The following is a 14,801-nucleotide window of genomic DNA, read 5'->3' on the forward strand; positions in this document are numbered from 1 at the left end:
CTTCGTCGGCGGCATGCGCCTGCTGTTTGCGGTCTACCGCATCTTTGGACGCTGGCCGTTCCGCCTGATGCTGTATCCGGTGCTGCTGTGGTACATGGCGCGCAATCCGGTCGCGCGCGCAGCCTCGCTCGACTACCTGGCGCGCGTACAGCGCCGCCGTCCCGACCTGCGCATTCCTTCCGGCCTGGGCGGTGCGCTGCGCCACTTCGCCGCCTTCGGCGAGAGCCTGCTCGACAAGATGTTGCTGTGGGGCGGCCTGTTCCCGCTGGACAAAGTCACCGTCAGCGGCGGCGAGATCGTCACCGACGCGGTCGCCGCCAAGCGCGGCGGCCTGCTGATCTGCACCCATCTCGGCAACCTGGAACTGTGCCGCGTGGCAGGCCGGAGTCACCCGGAACTGAAACTGACCGTGCTGGTGCACACCAAGCACGCCCAAGCCTTCAACCGGATGCTGGCGCAGCTCGATCCGCGCAGCCAGCTCGACCTGATCCAGGTGACCGAGATGACGCCCGCCACGGCGGTGCTGCTGGCGGAAAAAGTCGCGCGCGGCGAATTCGTCGTGATCGCCGGCGACCGCGTGCCGGTCTCGCGGTCGCCGCGCGTGACGACCGCGAATTTCCTGGGTGCGGAAGCGCCATTTCCGATTGGCCCATATGTCCTGGCCAGCTTGCTGGAATGTCCGACTTACCTGATGTTTTCGCAGCGCACGCGCCATGGCGCGACGCTGTGTTTTGAACCTTTCCGTGAGCAGATCAGCTTGCCGCGCAAACAGCGCGAACAGCTGTTCAGCGAACTGGCGGCCGACTACGCCGCCCGCCTCGAGCACCATTGCCTGCAAACGCCTTTGCAATGGTTCAATTTCTATGATTTCTGGGCTCAGCCCCAGACGTCCCCTTCTCCGGACAACCGCCATGCGCCCCATTGATACACCGACTTCGTCAGATGACACTACTTTCGTCACCTTCGGCGCCAAGCCCCTGAGCATCGAAGACGTCAATGCGATCGCCGCCGGTTCTGCACGCGCGGCGCTGTCGGACGCGCCTGACTTCCTCGCGCGCATCCAGCGCGGCGCCGACTTCCTCGATCGCCTGCTGCGTGAAGACGGTACCGTCTACGGCGTCACCACCGGCTACGGAGATTCCTGCACCGTCAACGTGCCGCCGGAATTGGTGCCGGAACTGCCGCATCATCTCTACACCTACCACGGCTGCGGCCTCGGCGAACTGTTCTCGCCGCAACAGACGCGCGCCATCCTGGCGGCGCGGCTGACTTCGCTGAGCAAGGGTTACTCCGGTGTCAGCGTGGGACTGCTGAACCAGATCGCCGCCCTGCTGCAGCACGACCTGCTGCCGCTGATCCCGGCCGAGGGTTCGGTCGGCGCCAGCGGCGACCTGACGCCGCTGTCCTATCTGGCGGCGGTGCTGTGCGGCGAACGCAAGGTGTGGGGGCCAGAGAAAAATCGCGGTGAACAAGTCGACGCCGCCGTTGCGCTGCAAGCCGCCGGCCTGACGCCGCTGCGCCTGCGTCCGAAGGAAGGCCTGGCCATCATGAACGGCACCGCCGTCATGACCGCGCTGGCATGCATGGCCTACGAGCGGGCCGAATACCTCTGCAAATTGGCCACGCGCATCACCGCCATGGCCAGCTTTACGCTGGACGGCAACGCCCATCATTTCGACGCCACGCTGTTCTCGGTCAAGCCACACCCCGGCCAGCAGCAAGTGGCCGGCTGGCTGCAGACCGACCTGCGCTGCGACCAGCCGCTGCGCAATGAAAAGCGCCTGCAGGACCGCTATTCGATCCGCTGCGCGCCGCATGTGATCGGCGTGCTGACCGATGCCTTGCCGTGGCTGCGCAGCTATATCGAAAACGAACTCAACAGCGCCAACGACAATCCGCTGATCGATCCCGATAACGAGCGCGTGCTGCACGGCGGCCATTTTTACGGCGGCCATATCGCCTTCGCCATGGACAGCATGAAAAACGCCGTCGCCAACATCGCCGACCTGCTCGATCGCCAGATGGCCCTGATGGTCGACAACCGCTACAACAACGGCTTGCCGGCCAACCTGTCCGGCGTGAAAGGCTCGCGCGCGGCCATCAACCATGGCCTCAAGGCTTTACAAATCAGCTCCTCGGCATGGACTGCGGAAGCGCTGAAACTGACCATGCCGGCCTCGGTGTTCTCGCGCTCGACCGAGTGTCACAACCAGGACAAGGTCAGCATGGGCACCATCGCCGCGCGCGACTGCCTGCGCGTGCTGGAGTTGACCGAACAAGTCGTGGCGGCGCTGCTGATCACGGTGCGCCAGGGCGTCTGGCTGCGCAACGAGCAGAACCCGGAAATCCCGTTGGCCGAACTGCCCGGCGGCCGTCTGGCGGCGATGCAGGAAGCGCTGTGCGCCGACATCGCGCCGATCGCCGAAGACCGCATGCTGGAACCCGACCTGCGCCTGCTGCTGGATCGCATCCGCGCGCGCGCCTGGAGCCTGTATGACTGAGCTGCCCCAGGGGAAAATCACGCCGGCCAATTCGCCATGGAGCGGTGAAGTGGAACTGCAAGTCCAGTTCTACGACATCGATCCGATGGAAGTGGTCTGGCACGGCCGTTATATCCAATATTTTGAAGCGGCCCGTTGCGCGCTGCTCGACAAAATCGGCTACAACTACGACGAGATGAAGGAATCCGGCTACATGTGGCCGATCATCGACCTGCAGGTGCGCTATTCCAACCCGGCCACCTTCCGCCAACGCATCAAGGTACGCGCCGCCATCGTCGAATGGGAAAACCGCCTGAAGATGGAATACCTCGTCACCGACGCCGCCAGCGGACAACGCCTGACGCGCGGCGTCACCACGCAGGTGGCGGTGCAGATGGACAAACGCGAGATGTGCTTCCTCAGTCCGCCGGTGTTATGGCAAAAGCTGGGCTTACCTTATCCGGAACCGACATGACTATGACTCTCCGCAAATTGGCGGCCTGCGCTGCATTCTTCGCCGTGTTCACAGCAGCAAACACGGTTGCCGAGGCTGCCGCCCCGGTCGCGCAAATCCAGGCTGCGCTGACCAAGCCCGCCGTGATGTGCGGGCGCTTCGACCAGACTAAGCAACTCACCGGCATCAAGAAGCCGCTGCTGTCGAACGGACGCTTCTGCGTCGCCGCCGGCAAGGGCATCCTGTGGCAGACGCTGCAACCCTTCCCGAGCACCCTGCGCATTACGCGCAACGCCATCGTGCAGATGCAGAACGGCCGCGTCGCCATGCGCCTGGACGCCCAGCAGGAGCCGGTCGTCAAGATGATCAACAACGTGCTGTTCTCGCTGCTGGCCGGCGACCTGAGCCAGCTCGACAAGCTCTTCGAACTGGACGGCGCCATCAAGAACGGCAACTGGAACGTCGCCCTCAAGGCGCGCGAACCCGGCCTGGCCAAAGCCATCGGCGACATCCGGCTCGAAGGCGCCGCCTTCGTCAACAAGGTCATCATGCAGGAAGCCTCGGGCGACCATACCGAGATCGTGTTCTCCGCAATCCAGACCGGCGACAAGGCCATGACTGCGGAAGAAGGAGCGATGTTTGACTGAACCGGCCGACCAGGACGCCGGCACATCGGCAGCCTCCCCGGGTAAATCCCTGCGCGGCGCAGGGCGCGCTCTTGCGCTGGCGTGGCTGCTGGTGGTGGCCGTGCTGCTCGGCCACAACGCCTACCTGTGGCTGGTGCAGCGCACCAGCCCCGACACCGACATCCTTGCCCTGCTGCCGTCGTCGCGTCATGACGATGTGATGCAGCAGGCTTTTGTGCACATGGTCGACAGCGCCCAGCAAAAAGTGGTGGTCCTCATCGGTGAAGCGGACTGGGACAAGGCGACGCAAGCCGCATCGGCCTATGAAGCCGTCATTCGTAAACAGCCTGCGCTGCTGCAACCGATGGCGGGCGACGCCGCACAATTGCAGGGAGACTGGCTGGCGAGCTTCGACCGGAGCCGCCTGATGCTGCTGACGCAGGAACAGCGCGACAAGCTGCGCAGCGACTCGCCGCAACAATGGGGGCAACTGGCGCTCGGCACGATGTACGGCGCTTTCGGCGGTCCGCGGCTGGGCGCGTGGCAGGATGACCCGTTCGGCCTGTTCAGCGGCTGGGTACAGGCGCGCGCGCAGGAAACCCCGGTACGCCCGCGCGACGGCCGCCTGTTCGTCGAGAGCGGCGGCCGCTCGTATGTGTTGCTGCTGATGAACCTGCAGCAGTCGGCGTTCTCGATCTCCGCCCAGCAGCAAGTCATTCCCCTTCTTGATCAGGCCAGCCGGGCTGCGAAACAAGCGGTTCCCGATGCGGAAATCATCACCGCCGGCGTCATCCTCCACGCAGCTGCCGGCAGTCAGCAGGCCAGCAGCGAAATGGCCACCATCGGCGCCGGCTCGCTGATCGGCATCGTGCTGCTGATGTGGCTGACCTTTCGCTCGCTCAAGCCGATTGCGCTGATTGCCCTGTCCATCGCCATCGGCTGCCTCGGCGCGCTGTCGGTCAGCTGGCTGCTGTTCGGTCGCCTGCATTTGCTCACGCTGGTGTTCGGCGCCAGCCTGGTGGGCATTGCCCAGGACTATGCGATTTATTTTCTGTGCGCGCGGCTCGGTACGGCAGCGCAGACCGATTCGAGCACGCTGCTGCGCCGCCTGCTGCCCGGCCTTGCGCTGATGCTGCTGGCGGCCGTCATCGGCTATCTGGGGATGGCGCTGACGCCCTTCCCGGGATTGCGTCAGATGGCGGTGTTCTCGGTACTCGGACTATTGTTTGCCTGGCTGACTGTAATCCTGTGGTTCCCGGCGCTGATCCATGCAGACACTTTGCGCAGCACTCCACTGGCCGACCGCTGCAGCCACAGCATCGGTCGCTGGCCGCGTTTCCGCGCCAACCGCAACGGCTATCTCCTGGCGGCGGTGTTTGCCGTCTTTGCCACGATCGGACTGATGCGCCTGTCCGTCAGCGACGACATCCGCGCACTGCAAAAAACACCGCAACGTCTGATCGACGATCAGATCAAACTCGGCAAGCTGCTCGACACGCCGACGCCGGCTCAGTTCTATCTGGTGCGCGGCGACACGGCCGAACAAGTCCTGCAGCGCGAGGAACAACTGAAGCAACGGCTGCAAGACCTGATCGGCAAGAAACTGATCAGCGGCGTGCAGGCCGTCTCCAACTGGGTGCCGTCGCAACGGCAGCAACACGCCGACCGCGACCTGATCGACGCGACCCTGCTGACGCCCCAAGGTCCACTTGCCGCCATCGCCGCCGCCATCGACGAACCCGCCCAATGGGTGCAAGACATGCGCCAACGCTTGTCGGCGCACGCTGAACCGCTGCTGCCGCAAGCCTTCATCGATTCGCCGGCGGGGCAACCGTGGCGTCATCTGTGGCTGGGAAAGACCGGCGCGCAATACGCCACGCAGTACGCCAGTATCGTGGCCGTACGCGGCCTGAACGACTATCGGCAGTTGCCGCTGCTGGCCGCTGCCGCCGCCCCTGCCGACGGCGTGCAATGGGTCGACAAGGTAGCCGATATTTCTGCGGTGCTGCACTATTACCGCGAGTACATGACATGGGCGTTGCTGGCGGCCTACTTCACCATTTTCCTGCTGCTCACATTACGTTATCGCCGCGCCGCCTGGCGCGCGATTGCCCCGCCGCTGCTGGCGACGCTGGCGACGCTGGCGCTGTTCGGCCTGATCGGGCAGCCGCTGCAACTATTCCACGTGCTGGCTTGTCTATTGCTACTGGGACTTGGTGTCGACTACGGCATCTTCCTCCAGGAGCCGACCGATCGTCACCAGCGTTTTTCGTGGCTGACGGTGGGCCTGTCGGCGATCAGCGCCCTGCTTTCCTTCGGACTGCTGGCGTTAAGCAACAGTCCTCCCTTGCATGCATTCGGATTGACCATGCTGATCGGCATGGCCCTGGTCTGGCTCATTTCGCCGTGTTTTCGCGGCGCCGCTTCTTCCTCTTCGAGCCCTCATGAAACCAGACAATAGTATCGAACAGCATGACATCCTCATCATCGGCGCCGGTCCGGCCGGTGCGGTGGCCGCAGCTTTGTTGCGCCGCCGCGGCCATCAGGTGCTGGTGGTCGAGCGCGAGCAGTTTCCGCGTTTCTCCATCGGCGAAAGCCTGCTGCCGCAAAGCATGGACTTCCTGGAACAGGCCGGCATGTTGCAAGCAGTCGTGGAGCACGGCTTCCAGTTCAAGAACGGCGCCTCCTTCGTCTGCGGCGAACGCCAGACCGCATTCGACTTCCGCGACAAGCATTCGCCGGGCTGGGGCACTACGTATCAAGTGCAGCGCGCCGATTTCGACCATCTGCTGGCGCAGCAAGCCGAACTCCAGGGCGCGCAGATACGCTATCGCCACAGCGTCACCGCAGTCGACCTGGCCGGCGACCGTCCGCGCACCCAGGTGCGCGACGCCGACGGCCGCGAGTACACGATCGAATCCCGTTTCATCCTCGACGCCAGCGGCTTCGGCCGGGTATTGCCGCGCCTGCTTGATCTGGAGCGGCCATCCGGATTTCCCCTGCGCGGCGCGTACTTCACCCACATCGCCGACGGCATCCGCGATCCGCAGTTCGATCGCAACAAGATCCGCATCACGGTGCATCCCGAACATCACGACGTCTGGTACTGGCTGATCCCCTTTGCCCAGGGACGCTGCTCCATCGGCGTGGTGGCCGAAGCATCTTTCCTGGCGACCATTGCCGGCGACGAAACGCACAGACTGCGCACGCTGGTCATGCAAGACCCTGCCCTGTGCGCGTTGTTGCAGCACGCTGAATGGGATACGCCTGCGCGCGCCATTTCCGGCTATGCCGCCAATGTCACCTCGCTGTGGGGCAAGAACTTCGCGCTGCTCGGCAATGCCGGTGAATTCCTCGATCCGATCTTTTCTTCGGGCGTGACGATTGCACTGAAGTCCGCGAGCCTGGCCGCGGAGACGCTCACGCGCATGCTCGCCGGCGAAAGCGTGGACTGGGAAGCCGACTACGCAGTGCCGCTGAAGAAAGGCGTCAACACCTTCCGCACCTTCGTCGAATCCTGGTATGCCGGCGGCTTCCAGAAAATCATCTTCCACGAACAGCAGGAGCCTGCCATCCGCCGCATGATTTCGTCGATCCTGGCCGGCTACGCGTGGGATACCGGCAATCCTTTCGTGACCGAAAGCAAGCGTCGCCTGACCGCACTGGAAAGCATATGCGCCTGAGTTTTACAAATCCCTTCAGATCCTGTGCGGCCGCGGCAATCATGGCGCTGTTGCTGTCGGCCTGCAGCACTGCGCCGACACTTCCGACAGCGCCACCGATGCCGTCGGCCCGCCTGCATCTGCAGTTGTCGCCGGCCTCGCTCGGCGCCTCGCTCAGCCTGCAACAACATCTGACCGTGGAACGCGCCGGCCGCATCGATGAAATCGACACCGTGCTCGAAATCGAGCCGGATCATCTGGACCTGGTCGGCCTGGCTTTCGGCCAGCGCGTCATGTCCCTGCACTACGACGGCAAGGAGCTGAAAACCTGGCGCCACTTCATGTTGCCCAAGGAAGTCCAGGGCGAAGACGTATTGCAGGACGTGCAACTGACGCTGTGGCCGGCGGCGGCCCTCCGCGCCGCACTGCCGCCCGGCTGGGAGCTGGAGGAAAACGGCATGCAGCGGACCTTGCTCCTGAACCGCGAAGTCATCGCACAAATCGATTATCCTGACCGCAAAGCGTGGGGCGGCAAGGTGATCCTGACCAACTTGCGCTATCACTACAAGCTGACCATTCAATCAGTTGTCACCGCACCATGACGATTTATCTGAACGCATTGGGGATGATTTGCTCGCTCGGCGCCACGCACGCCGATATCCGGCAACGCCTGTTCGCCGGCAACAGCGGTCTGCGCGCCAGCGACCGGTACGCATCCGACAAGGTCCCGCGCATCGTGGGCGGCGTTACCCTTGCCGATGAAGAACTTCCCTCAGTGGCGCACTTGCCGCTGCGAGAACGCAGTCGCAACAATCGCGTCGCGCTGGCTGCGCTCGCCCAGATACGTCCTGAAGTGGACAGCTTGATCGCGCGCTTCGGCCCGGGTCGCATCGGCGTCGTTCTCGGCACCAGCACCTCCGGCATTGCAGAAGGCGAAACGGCCTTCAGGCATTACGTCGCCCACGGAAAATTCCCCGCGCAGTTCCACTACGGCCAGCAAGAGCTCGGCTCGCCGGCCGCCGCACTGGCGACCACGCTCGGCCTCAGCGGCCCTGCCTATGTCCATTCCAGCGCCTGCTCATCGAGCGCCAAAGCCATGGCCAGCGCTGCGCGCCTGATCAACATGGGCCTGTGCGACGCCGTCATCAGCGGCGGCGTGGATACCTTGTGCGACTTCACGATTGCCGGCTTTTCATCGCTGGATTCGGTCAGCGACGAGCGTTGCAACCCGCTCAGCGTCAACCGCCGCGGCATCAATATCGGCGAAGGCGCCGCCCTGTTTCTGATGACCTCCGAAGCTGCCGCTGTCGCCTTGTGCGGCTGGGGCGAATCGTCTGATGCCCATCACATTTCCGCCCCCGATCCGGAAGGCATCGGCGCCACCCTCGCAATCCGGCAGGCATTGCAACGCGCCGCCATTGCGCCGGAACAGATCGACTACATCAATCTTCACGGCACGGCGACACTGCAAAACGACGCCATGGAATCGAAGGCGATCCATCAGCTGTTTGGTACGGAAATACCGGTCAGCTCAACCAAGTCCTTCACCGGACATGCCCTGGGCGCCGCCAGCGCCATCGAAGCCGGCCTGTGCTGGCTGACGATGCAAGACGACAATCCCGCCGGCATGCTGCCCCCGCATTTGTGGGACGGCCAGGCCGATCCGGCGCTGCCGGCCTTGCATACGGTGCGGGTCGGAGAATCGCTGGGACGACCGCCGCGTTATGTGTTGAGCAATTCGTTCGCCTTCGGCGGCAGCAACGCCGCCCTGATCCTGGGGAGGAACTGAAGTGCAGACAGAAGCGCAGACAGAAGCGCAATTTCCGCAGATCGCCACCCTGGTCCCACATGCTGCGCCCATGCTGCTGCTGGACCGCGTGGTCAGCGCCGACGCCGACAAGCTGTGCGCGGAAGTCGCCATCGCCGATGACAGCCTGTTCCAGACCGGAACAGGCGTCGGTGCCTGGGTCGGCATCGAATACATGGCGCAGGCGATCGCCGCCTGGGCCGGTTATCATGCGCAACAACGCGGCGAAGCGGTCAAGATCGGCTTCCTGCTCGGTTCGCGCCGCTATGACGCCAACGTGCCGTATTTCGCCACCGGCAGCACGCTGCACGTTGAAGTAGAAAAACTGCTGCAGGCCGACAACGGTCTCGGATCGTTCGCCTGCAGCATCAAGGACGCAAGCTCACAACAACAACTGGCGCAGGCGACGATTTCGGTCTTCCAGCCGCATGACGCCCGTGAGTTTCTACAAGAGGGGAATCAATGACAAGCACGGGGAACAACACCATCCTGGTCACCGGCTCGAGCCGGGGCATCGGCAAGGCGATTGCGCTGCGCCTGGCGCGCGACGGCTACGACATCGTCCTGCATTGCCATAGCCGGCGCGATGCCGCCGATGCAGTAGCCAAAGAGATCGAAGCACTGGGACGCAGCGCACGCGTGCTGCAATTCGACATCGGCGAGCGCGCACAGACGTCCGACATCCTGCTGCAGGACGTTGAACAACACGGGGCTTATTACGGCGTGGTCTGCAACGCCGGCATCGCGCGCGACAACGCCTTCCCGGCCATGCCCGGCGTCGACTGGGACAGCGTGATCAAGACCAACCTCGACGGTTTCTACAATGTGCTGTATCCGCTGGTGATGCCGATGATCCAGCGCCGCAAGCCCGGCCGCATCGTCACACTGGCCTCGGTCTCCGGCATGGTCGGCAATCGCGGCCAGGTCAATTACAGCGCCGCCAAGGCCGGCATCATCGGCGCCACCAAGGCGCTCGCGCTGGAACTGGCCAAGCGCAACATCACCGTCAACTGCGTCGCGCCGGGGTTGATCGACACCGACATGACCGATGAATTGCCGATGGAAGACATCCTCAAGCTGATCCCCGCGCGTCGCGCCGGCAAGCCGGAAGAAGTCGCGTCGGCAGTCAGCTTCCTGATGCAGGAAGACGCCGCCTACATCACGCGCCAGGTCATCTCGGTCAACGGAGGCCTGGTATGAGCGCCGGCAATTCGAAAAATCGCCCGCTTCAGGAACGCCGCGTCGTCGTCACCGGCATGGCCGGCATCAGCCCCATCGGCAACGACTGGCGCAGCGCGCAGGAACACCTGCGCAGCTATCGCAATGCGGTCGTACGGATGCCTGAATGGGATGAATACGACGGCCTGCATACACGCCTGGGCGCCCCCGCTGCCGCCTTCGAGTTATCCGATCGCTACAACCGCAAGAGCACGCGCAGCATGGGCCGCGTGGCATTGCTGGCGACCCGCGCCAGCGAATGGGCGCTGGCCGACGCCGGCCTGCTCGACGATCCGCTGCTGCGCAACGGCGGCATCGGCATCGCCTACGGTTCATCGGCCGGCACGCCCAGTGCGGTTGCCGACTTCAGCATGCTGTTCACAGAAAAAAGCACCCGGAACATCAACGCCAACACCTACCTCAAGATGATGGCGCATACCGCGCCGGTCAACATGGGCGTGTTCTTCGGCGTTACCGGCCGCATCATCACCACCTCAAGCGCCTGCACCTCCGGCAGCCAGGGCATCGGCTACGCCTACGAGACGATCCGCAGCGGCCGCCAGGTCGCCATGATCGCCGGCGGCTCGGAAGAACTGTGCGCCTCGGAAGCCGCCGTGTTCGACACGCTGTACGCCACCAGCGTGCGCAACGACACGCCGGCCATCACGCCCAGCCCGTTCGACGAGCAACGCGACGGCCTGGTGCTGGGCGAAGGCGCCGGCACGCTGATCCTGGAAGACCTGGAACATGCACAGGCGCGCGGCGCCCGCATCTATGCGGAAATCGTCGGCTTCGGCACCAACAGCGACGGCAGCCACGTCACCAATCCCAACGCCGACACCATGAAGATCGCCATCGAGATGGCGCTGGCCGACGCCGGCCTGGACGCCGCCGCGATCGGCTACATCAATGCCCACGGCACCGGCACCAAACAGGGCGACGTCGCCGAGTCCAACGCCACCGCGCGCGTGTTCGGCGACAAGACGCCGATCAGTTCGCTCAAGAGTTACATGGGCCACACGCTGGGCGCCTGCGGCGCGCTGGAAGCCTGGCTCAGCATCGAAATGATGCATGCCAACTGGTTCGCCCCGACCATCAACCTGACACGCGTCGATCCGGAATGCGGCCAGCTCGACTACATCGCCGGTGAGGGCCGCCGACTCGAATGCGAATACGTCATGTCGAACAATTTCGCGTTCGGCGGGATCAATACGTCGCTGATTTTCAAACGCTGCGCTTGAACAACCATCATTTCACCCCACAGCAAGGAGCACACAAAATGCAAAAAATCGTTTCCCTCTCTGTCGCGCTCGGCATTCTCATCTCCGCTGCGCTGCCCGCGCAGGCCCGCAACGAAACCTTCATGCTGCCCATCGATGCCGCACTGAAAGCCACGACCTTTGCAGCAAAGCCTGACGGATCGGTCAAATTCTATTTCGGCAAGCAAGTCACGCCGGTGGTTCAAGAAGTCATCCATACCGACATCATTTCCAAGAAAGTCCGTTTCTCCGGCACTGCCGACGTCGCCGCCTGCAATGAAGCGCTGGTCAGCAGCCTGACCGAGTTGCAGGAACGCACGAAGAAAATGAGCGGCAATGCCGTCATCAACATCGTCAGCTATTACCAGAATACTGAAATGAGTAGCGAAACACGTTTTGAATGTCATGCCGGCAGCTTCAGCGTGATCCTCTTCCTCAAGGCGGACATTGCCAAAGTCGCCGACAACTGATCCGTCATCGCCAGGCACCGCGACGGCAGCTACGCTTTGGTTGCTGAACGGCGATCTGGTGGATGAAGCGCGAATCGCTTCGCTTGCAGCCGAACTTGGCCCAAGCGAACGTCTTCGCTATCGCAATTTTCAGCGTCCGCAGCGAGCAAGAGAGTTTTTGCTTGGCCGAATCCTGCTGCGGCGCGCCACGTGCAGCATGCTTGGCATCGACAACGAACAGATTGTCGTCACCGAACGAGAAGCTCAGGCGCCTTTGCTTACCCTGTCGCCGCAGCATGACCCGCCCTCTTTTTATTTCAGTCTGTCGCACAGCCGCGGCTGGATAGCCTGTGCCGCCAGCGTGTCATGTCACGTCGGACTTGATATCGAAGACAAGAACTCCCCACGCAACATCGCCGCACTCAGCGCTGCAGCATTCACCCCTGATGAAATGAGCTGGTTGGGGAAACTGCCGGAAGCACAACGTGTGGAAGCGTTTTATCGTCTCTGGAATTGCAACGAGGCGCTCTACAAATTACTGCATAACCAGGGACAAGAACCGCAGGCGATCAACGCAGGTTGGAACTGCCGTATTCTGCTGCATGCGCGGTTGGGAATCTGTCTGTGCAGCGTTCGCGAGGTCTCCGTCGTCAATATCGTTGAGCTCAACGCCATTTGAAGTTTCACGACATAGCATTGTCGAAAAATACACAACAAATTCAATAAAATTCTACTACTCAGGAGTATGTAAAAAACCTTTACATCCTGGTGTTGCAGCGCTTCCGAACTCAGCTACAATCGTCTCCGCCTGAAATTCTGTCATCCACATTTCCAACAAAAAATATCGTTGTCGATGATGACATTTTCGTCATGCAGGTTTTAAAAAGAAGATGACTGCGTCTCAAAAAATCATCTCAACATCAGCAAGCCGCCAATCGGTCAATATTGCAGCCTCCGCGTACCTGCAAATGAACATCGCTTGCGTCTTGCTGAATCATGCTTTATTAACAATAACAATTTGGGGGTTTTCCAACATGTCCAAAAAGATAACGTCCGCCCTTGCGGCGATGGTTGCCGCAGCCGCGCTTGCCGGTTGCGTCACCGAAGAGCAGTCACGCGTTGTGCCGATCACACAAACGGTCGCCGCGACAACTTCTTATCAAGGCGCTCGCAGCGCCATCGCCGTGGGCAAATTCGACAACCGTTCCGCCTTCATGCGCGGACTTTTCAGCGACGGCGTTGACCGTCTCGGCGGACAAGCCAAAACGATCCTGATCACACACCTGCAACAGACTGGTCGATTCGATGTTCTTGATCGCGACAACATGGCCGAAATCAGCCAGGAAGCAAAGATCAACAATCAGGCGCAAGCACTCAAAGGCGCCAGCTTTGTCGTTACGGGCGACGTCACCGAGTTCGGCCGCAAGGAAGTTGGCGATCGTCAGCTGTTTGGCATTCTCGGTCGCGGAAAATCCCAGGTCGCCTATGCCAAGGTCAACCTGAACATCGTCAACGTATCGACCTCGCAAGTAGTCTATTCGTCGCAAGGCGCCGGCGAGTACAGTCTGTCAAACCGCGAAATCATCGGTTTCGGCAGCACCTCCAGCTATGACTCCACGCTCAACGGCAAAGTATTGGATCTTGCCATTCGTGAAGCGATCAACAATCTCGTCGCAGGTATCGATTCTGGTGCATGGCGTCCTGTGACCGCTGCCAAGTAAGCGAAAGGACCCGACATCATGATGACCAAAACCGTTTTCCGTTTCGCGACGCTGCTGCCACTTTCGCTGCTCATTCTCACCGGCTGCGCAACCAGACAACAACCTATCTACGGCTGGGGCAACTACCAGCAACAGGTGTATGAATATTTCAAGGCGGATACCAAGAGCAACGAAGAGCAAATTGCAGCCCTGGAAGAAAGCATACAAAAAAACCGCTCCAAAGGCGCACCTTTGCCGCCCGGCTATCACGCACACCTTGGTATGTTGTATGCGAACGCAGGCAAGCCTGACATGGTCGTGCAGGAATTCGAAACAGAGAAGGCACTCTTCCCTGAATCGGCTCCGTACATGAACTTCCTGCTCGCCAAACTCAAAAAATAAAAGGCCCTCACATGCGATTCTCTTCATTCAAAACAATTGCAGCCGTTTTGTTGCTGGCAGTACTGGCGACGGGCTGCGCCACTCAACGCAAGCCGTATGACTACGCGGCGTTCAAGGAAAGCCGCCCACGCACCATCCTGGTGTTGCCGCCGCTGAACAACTCGCCCGACGTTGCAGCGACCTACGGCATGATGTCGCAGGTGACTTATCCTCTGGCAGAGTCCGGTTACTACGTACTGCCGGTAGCGTTGGTAGATGAGACCTTCAAGCAAAACGGCCTGACTACACCCAATGACATCCATGAGGTATCGCCGGCAAAGCTGCGTGAAATTTTTGGTGCGGATGCAGGTCTGTACGTCAACGTCAAAAACTATGGCTCCAGCTACATCGTCGTCAATAGCGTCACGATGGTCACGGCCGAAGCCAAACTAATCGACCTGAGAAACGGCAAGGTCTTGTGGGAAGGCAGCGCAACCGCGTCCAGCAATGAAAACCAGAACAACAGCAACGGTCTGGTCGGCATGTTGGTGTCCGCCATCGTCAATCAGATCATCGCCACCAGCACCGACGCCAGCTATAAGATTGCCGGTGTTACCAGTAGCCGGTTGTTGATGGCGGGCCACAAGAACGGCATGCTGTACGGGCCGCGTTCGCCCAAATACCAAAGCGACTAAGCCTTGTTTGGCTGAACAAAAATAAAAAGCCGGATTCTCATCCGGCTTTTTTTACGTCGCGGCAGTCTAT

16 protein-coding genes are annotated in these 14,801 nt (G+C 61.6%); all 16 read left to right on the forward strand.

Features of this window, described 5'->3' with window-relative positions; translation table 11 throughout:
• Window positions 1–13: 13 nt before the first annotated feature.
• Window positions 14–925 (forward strand): acyltransferase, encoded by a 912-nt coding sequence (locus E4P32_RS13545; protein WP_199525665.1) that lies wholly within the window; start codon window positions 14–16, stop codon window positions 923–925.
• The gene (locus tag E4P32_RS13550) at window positions 912–2,501 is read left to right on the forward strand and encodes an aromatic amino acid ammonia-lyase (RefSeq protein ID WP_116435273.1); all 1,590 of its coding nucleotides are present in this window, start codon (window positions 912–914) and stop codon (window positions 2,499–2,501) included. The genes E4P32_RS13545 and E4P32_RS13550 overlap by 14 nt, the downstream gene beginning before the upstream one ends.
• The gene (locus E4P32_RS13555) at window positions 2,494–2,955 is read left to right on the forward strand and encodes an acyl-CoA thioesterase (RefSeq protein WP_116435272.1); all 462 of its coding nucleotides are present in this window, start codon (window positions 2,494–2,496) and stop codon (window positions 2,953–2,955) included. Before E4P32_RS13550 ends, E4P32_RS13555 begins: the two co-directional genes overlap by 8 nt.
• Complete coding sequence (locus E4P32_RS13560; protein ID WP_233526693.1) at window positions 2,952–3,581, forward strand: outer membrane lipoprotein carrier protein LolA; 630 nt, start codon at window positions 2,952–2,954, stop codon at window positions 3,579–3,581. The genes E4P32_RS13555 and E4P32_RS13560 overlap by 4 nt, the downstream gene beginning before the upstream one ends.
• Window positions 3,574–6,021, forward strand: coding sequence for an MMPL family transporter (locus tag E4P32_RS13565; protein WP_116435271.1), 2,448 nt, complete (start codon window positions 3,574–3,576; stop codon window positions 6,019–6,021). The genes E4P32_RS13560 and E4P32_RS13565 overlap by 8 nt, the downstream gene beginning before the upstream one ends.
• A complete protein-coding gene (locus tag E4P32_RS13570; protein ID WP_116435270.1) occupies window positions 6,005–7,243 on the forward strand; it encodes an NAD(P)/FAD-dependent oxidoreductase in 1,239 nt (412 codons plus the stop codon). The genes E4P32_RS13565 and E4P32_RS13570 overlap by 17 nt, the downstream gene beginning before the upstream one ends.
• 41 nt (window positions 7,244–7,284) lie before the next feature.
• A complete protein-coding gene (locus E4P32_RS13575; RefSeq protein ID WP_233526692.1) occupies window positions 7,285–7,824 on the forward strand; it encodes a DUF3261 domain-containing protein in 540 nt (179 codons plus the stop codon).
• Window positions 7,821–9,011: a beta-ketoacyl-ACP synthase gene (locus E4P32_RS13580; RefSeq protein WP_116435268.1), complete on the forward strand. Its 1,191-nt coding sequence runs from the start codon at window positions 7,821–7,823 to the stop codon at window positions 9,009–9,011. Before E4P32_RS13575 ends, E4P32_RS13580 begins: the two co-directional genes overlap by 4 nt.
• Window positions 9,012–9,081: 70 nt before the next feature.
• Window positions 9,082–9,495 (forward strand): 3-hydroxylacyl-ACP dehydratase, encoded by a 414-nt coding sequence (locus E4P32_RS13585; RefSeq protein ID WP_116435353.1) that lies wholly within the window; start codon window positions 9,082–9,084, stop codon window positions 9,493–9,495.
• Complete coding sequence (gene fabG / locus E4P32_RS13590) at window positions 9,492–10,229, forward strand: 3-oxoacyl-ACP reductase FabG (RefSeq protein ID WP_116435267.1); 738 nt, start codon at window positions 9,492–9,494, stop codon at window positions 10,227–10,229. The genes E4P32_RS13585 and fabG overlap by 4 nt, the downstream gene beginning before the upstream one ends.
• Entirely contained in the window at window positions 10,226–11,488 is a 1,263-nt protein-coding gene (locus tag E4P32_RS13595) for a beta-ketoacyl-ACP synthase (protein ID WP_116435266.1), read from the forward strand. Before fabG ends, E4P32_RS13595 begins: the two co-directional genes overlap by 4 nt.
• 38 nt (window positions 11,489–11,526) lie before the next feature.
• Window positions 11,527–11,976: an excinuclease ATPase subunit gene (locus E4P32_RS13600; protein WP_116435265.1), complete on the forward strand. Its 450-nt coding sequence runs from the start codon at window positions 11,527–11,529 to the stop codon at window positions 11,974–11,976.
• A complete protein-coding gene (locus tag E4P32_RS13605) occupies window positions 11,954–12,634 on the forward strand; it encodes a 4'-phosphopantetheinyl transferase superfamily protein (RefSeq protein ID WP_135008746.1) in 681 nt (226 codons plus the stop codon). Before E4P32_RS13600 ends, E4P32_RS13605 begins: the two co-directional genes overlap by 23 nt.
• Window positions 12,635–12,989: 355 nt before the next feature.
• Entirely contained in the window at window positions 12,990–13,676 is a 687-nt protein-coding gene (locus tag E4P32_RS13610; protein WP_116435263.1) for a CsgG/HfaB family protein, read from the forward strand.
• 18 nt (window positions 13,677–13,694) lie between these two features.
• On the forward strand, window positions 13,695–14,057 hold the full coding sequence (locus E4P32_RS13615; protein ID WP_348533510.1) for a DUF4810 domain-containing protein: 363 nt from the start codon (window positions 13,695–13,697) through the stop codon (window positions 14,055–14,057).
• Window positions 14,058–14,068: 11 nt separating this feature from the next.
• Window positions 14,069–14,731 (forward strand): DUF799 domain-containing protein, encoded by a 663-nt coding sequence (locus tag E4P32_RS13620; RefSeq protein ID WP_116435262.1) that lies wholly within the window; start codon window positions 14,069–14,071, stop codon window positions 14,729–14,731.
• Window positions 14,732–14,801: the final 70 nt, after the last annotated feature.

This window comes from Herbaspirillum sp. 3R11 (assembly GCF_004563925.1).
GTDB lineage: Bacteria > Pseudomonadota > Gammaproteobacteria > Burkholderiales > Burkholderiaceae_D > Herbaspirillum.

What these genes read in the sequence shown, in the direction of transcription:
- E4P32_RS13545 (WP_199525665.1), top strand. Translation starts at nt 14, where the DNA reads ATGCGCCTGCTGTTTGCGGTCTACCGCATCTTTGGACGCTGGCCGTTC.
- E4P32_RS13550 (WP_116435273.1), top strand. Translation starts at nt 912, where the DNA reads ATGCGCCCCATTGATACACCGACTTCGTCAGATGACACTACTTTCGTC.
- E4P32_RS13555 (WP_116435272.1), top strand. Translation starts at nt 2,494, where the DNA reads ATGACTGAGCTGCCCCAGGGGAAAATCACGCCGGCCAATTCGCCATGG.
- E4P32_RS13560 (WP_233526693.1), top strand. Translation starts at nt 2,952, where the DNA reads ATGACTATGACTCTCCGCAAATTGGCGGCCTGCGCTGCATTCTTCGCC.
- E4P32_RS13570 (WP_116435270.1), top strand. Translation starts at nt 6,005, where the DNA reads ATGAAACCAGACAATAGTATCGAACAGCATGACATCCTCATCATCGGC.
- E4P32_RS13575 (WP_233526692.1), top strand. Translation starts at nt 7,285, where the DNA reads ATGGCGCTGTTGCTGTCGGCCTGCAGCACTGCGCCGACACTTCCGACA.
- E4P32_RS13580 (WP_116435268.1), top strand. Translation starts at nt 7,821, where the DNA reads ATGACGATTTATCTGAACGCATTGGGGATGATTTGCTCGCTCGGCGCC.
- E4P32_RS13585 (WP_116435353.1), top strand. Translation starts at nt 9,082, where the DNA reads ATGCTGCTGCTGGACCGCGTGGTCAGCGCCGACGCCGACAAGCTGTGC.
- fabG (WP_116435267.1), top strand. Translation starts at nt 9,492, where the DNA reads ATGACAAGCACGGGGAACAACACCATCCTGGTCACCGGCTCGAGCCGG.
- E4P32_RS13595 (WP_116435266.1), top strand. Translation starts at nt 10,226, where the DNA reads ATGAGCGCCGGCAATTCGAAAAATCGCCCGCTTCAGGAACGCCGCGTC.
- E4P32_RS13600 (WP_116435265.1), top strand. Translation starts at nt 11,527, where the DNA reads ATGCAAAAAATCGTTTCCCTCTCTGTCGCGCTCGGCATTCTCATCTCC.
- E4P32_RS13610 (WP_116435263.1), top strand. Translation starts at nt 12,990, where the DNA reads ATGTCCAAAAAGATAACGTCCGCCCTTGCGGCGATGGTTGCCGCAGCC.
- E4P32_RS13615 (WP_348533510.1), top strand. Translation starts at nt 13,695, where the DNA reads ATGATGACCAAAACCGTTTTCCGTTTCGCGACGCTGCTGCCACTTTCG.
- E4P32_RS13620 (WP_116435262.1), top strand. Translation starts at nt 14,069, where the DNA reads ATGCGATTCTCTTCATTCAAAACAATTGCAGCCGTTTTGTTGCTGGCA.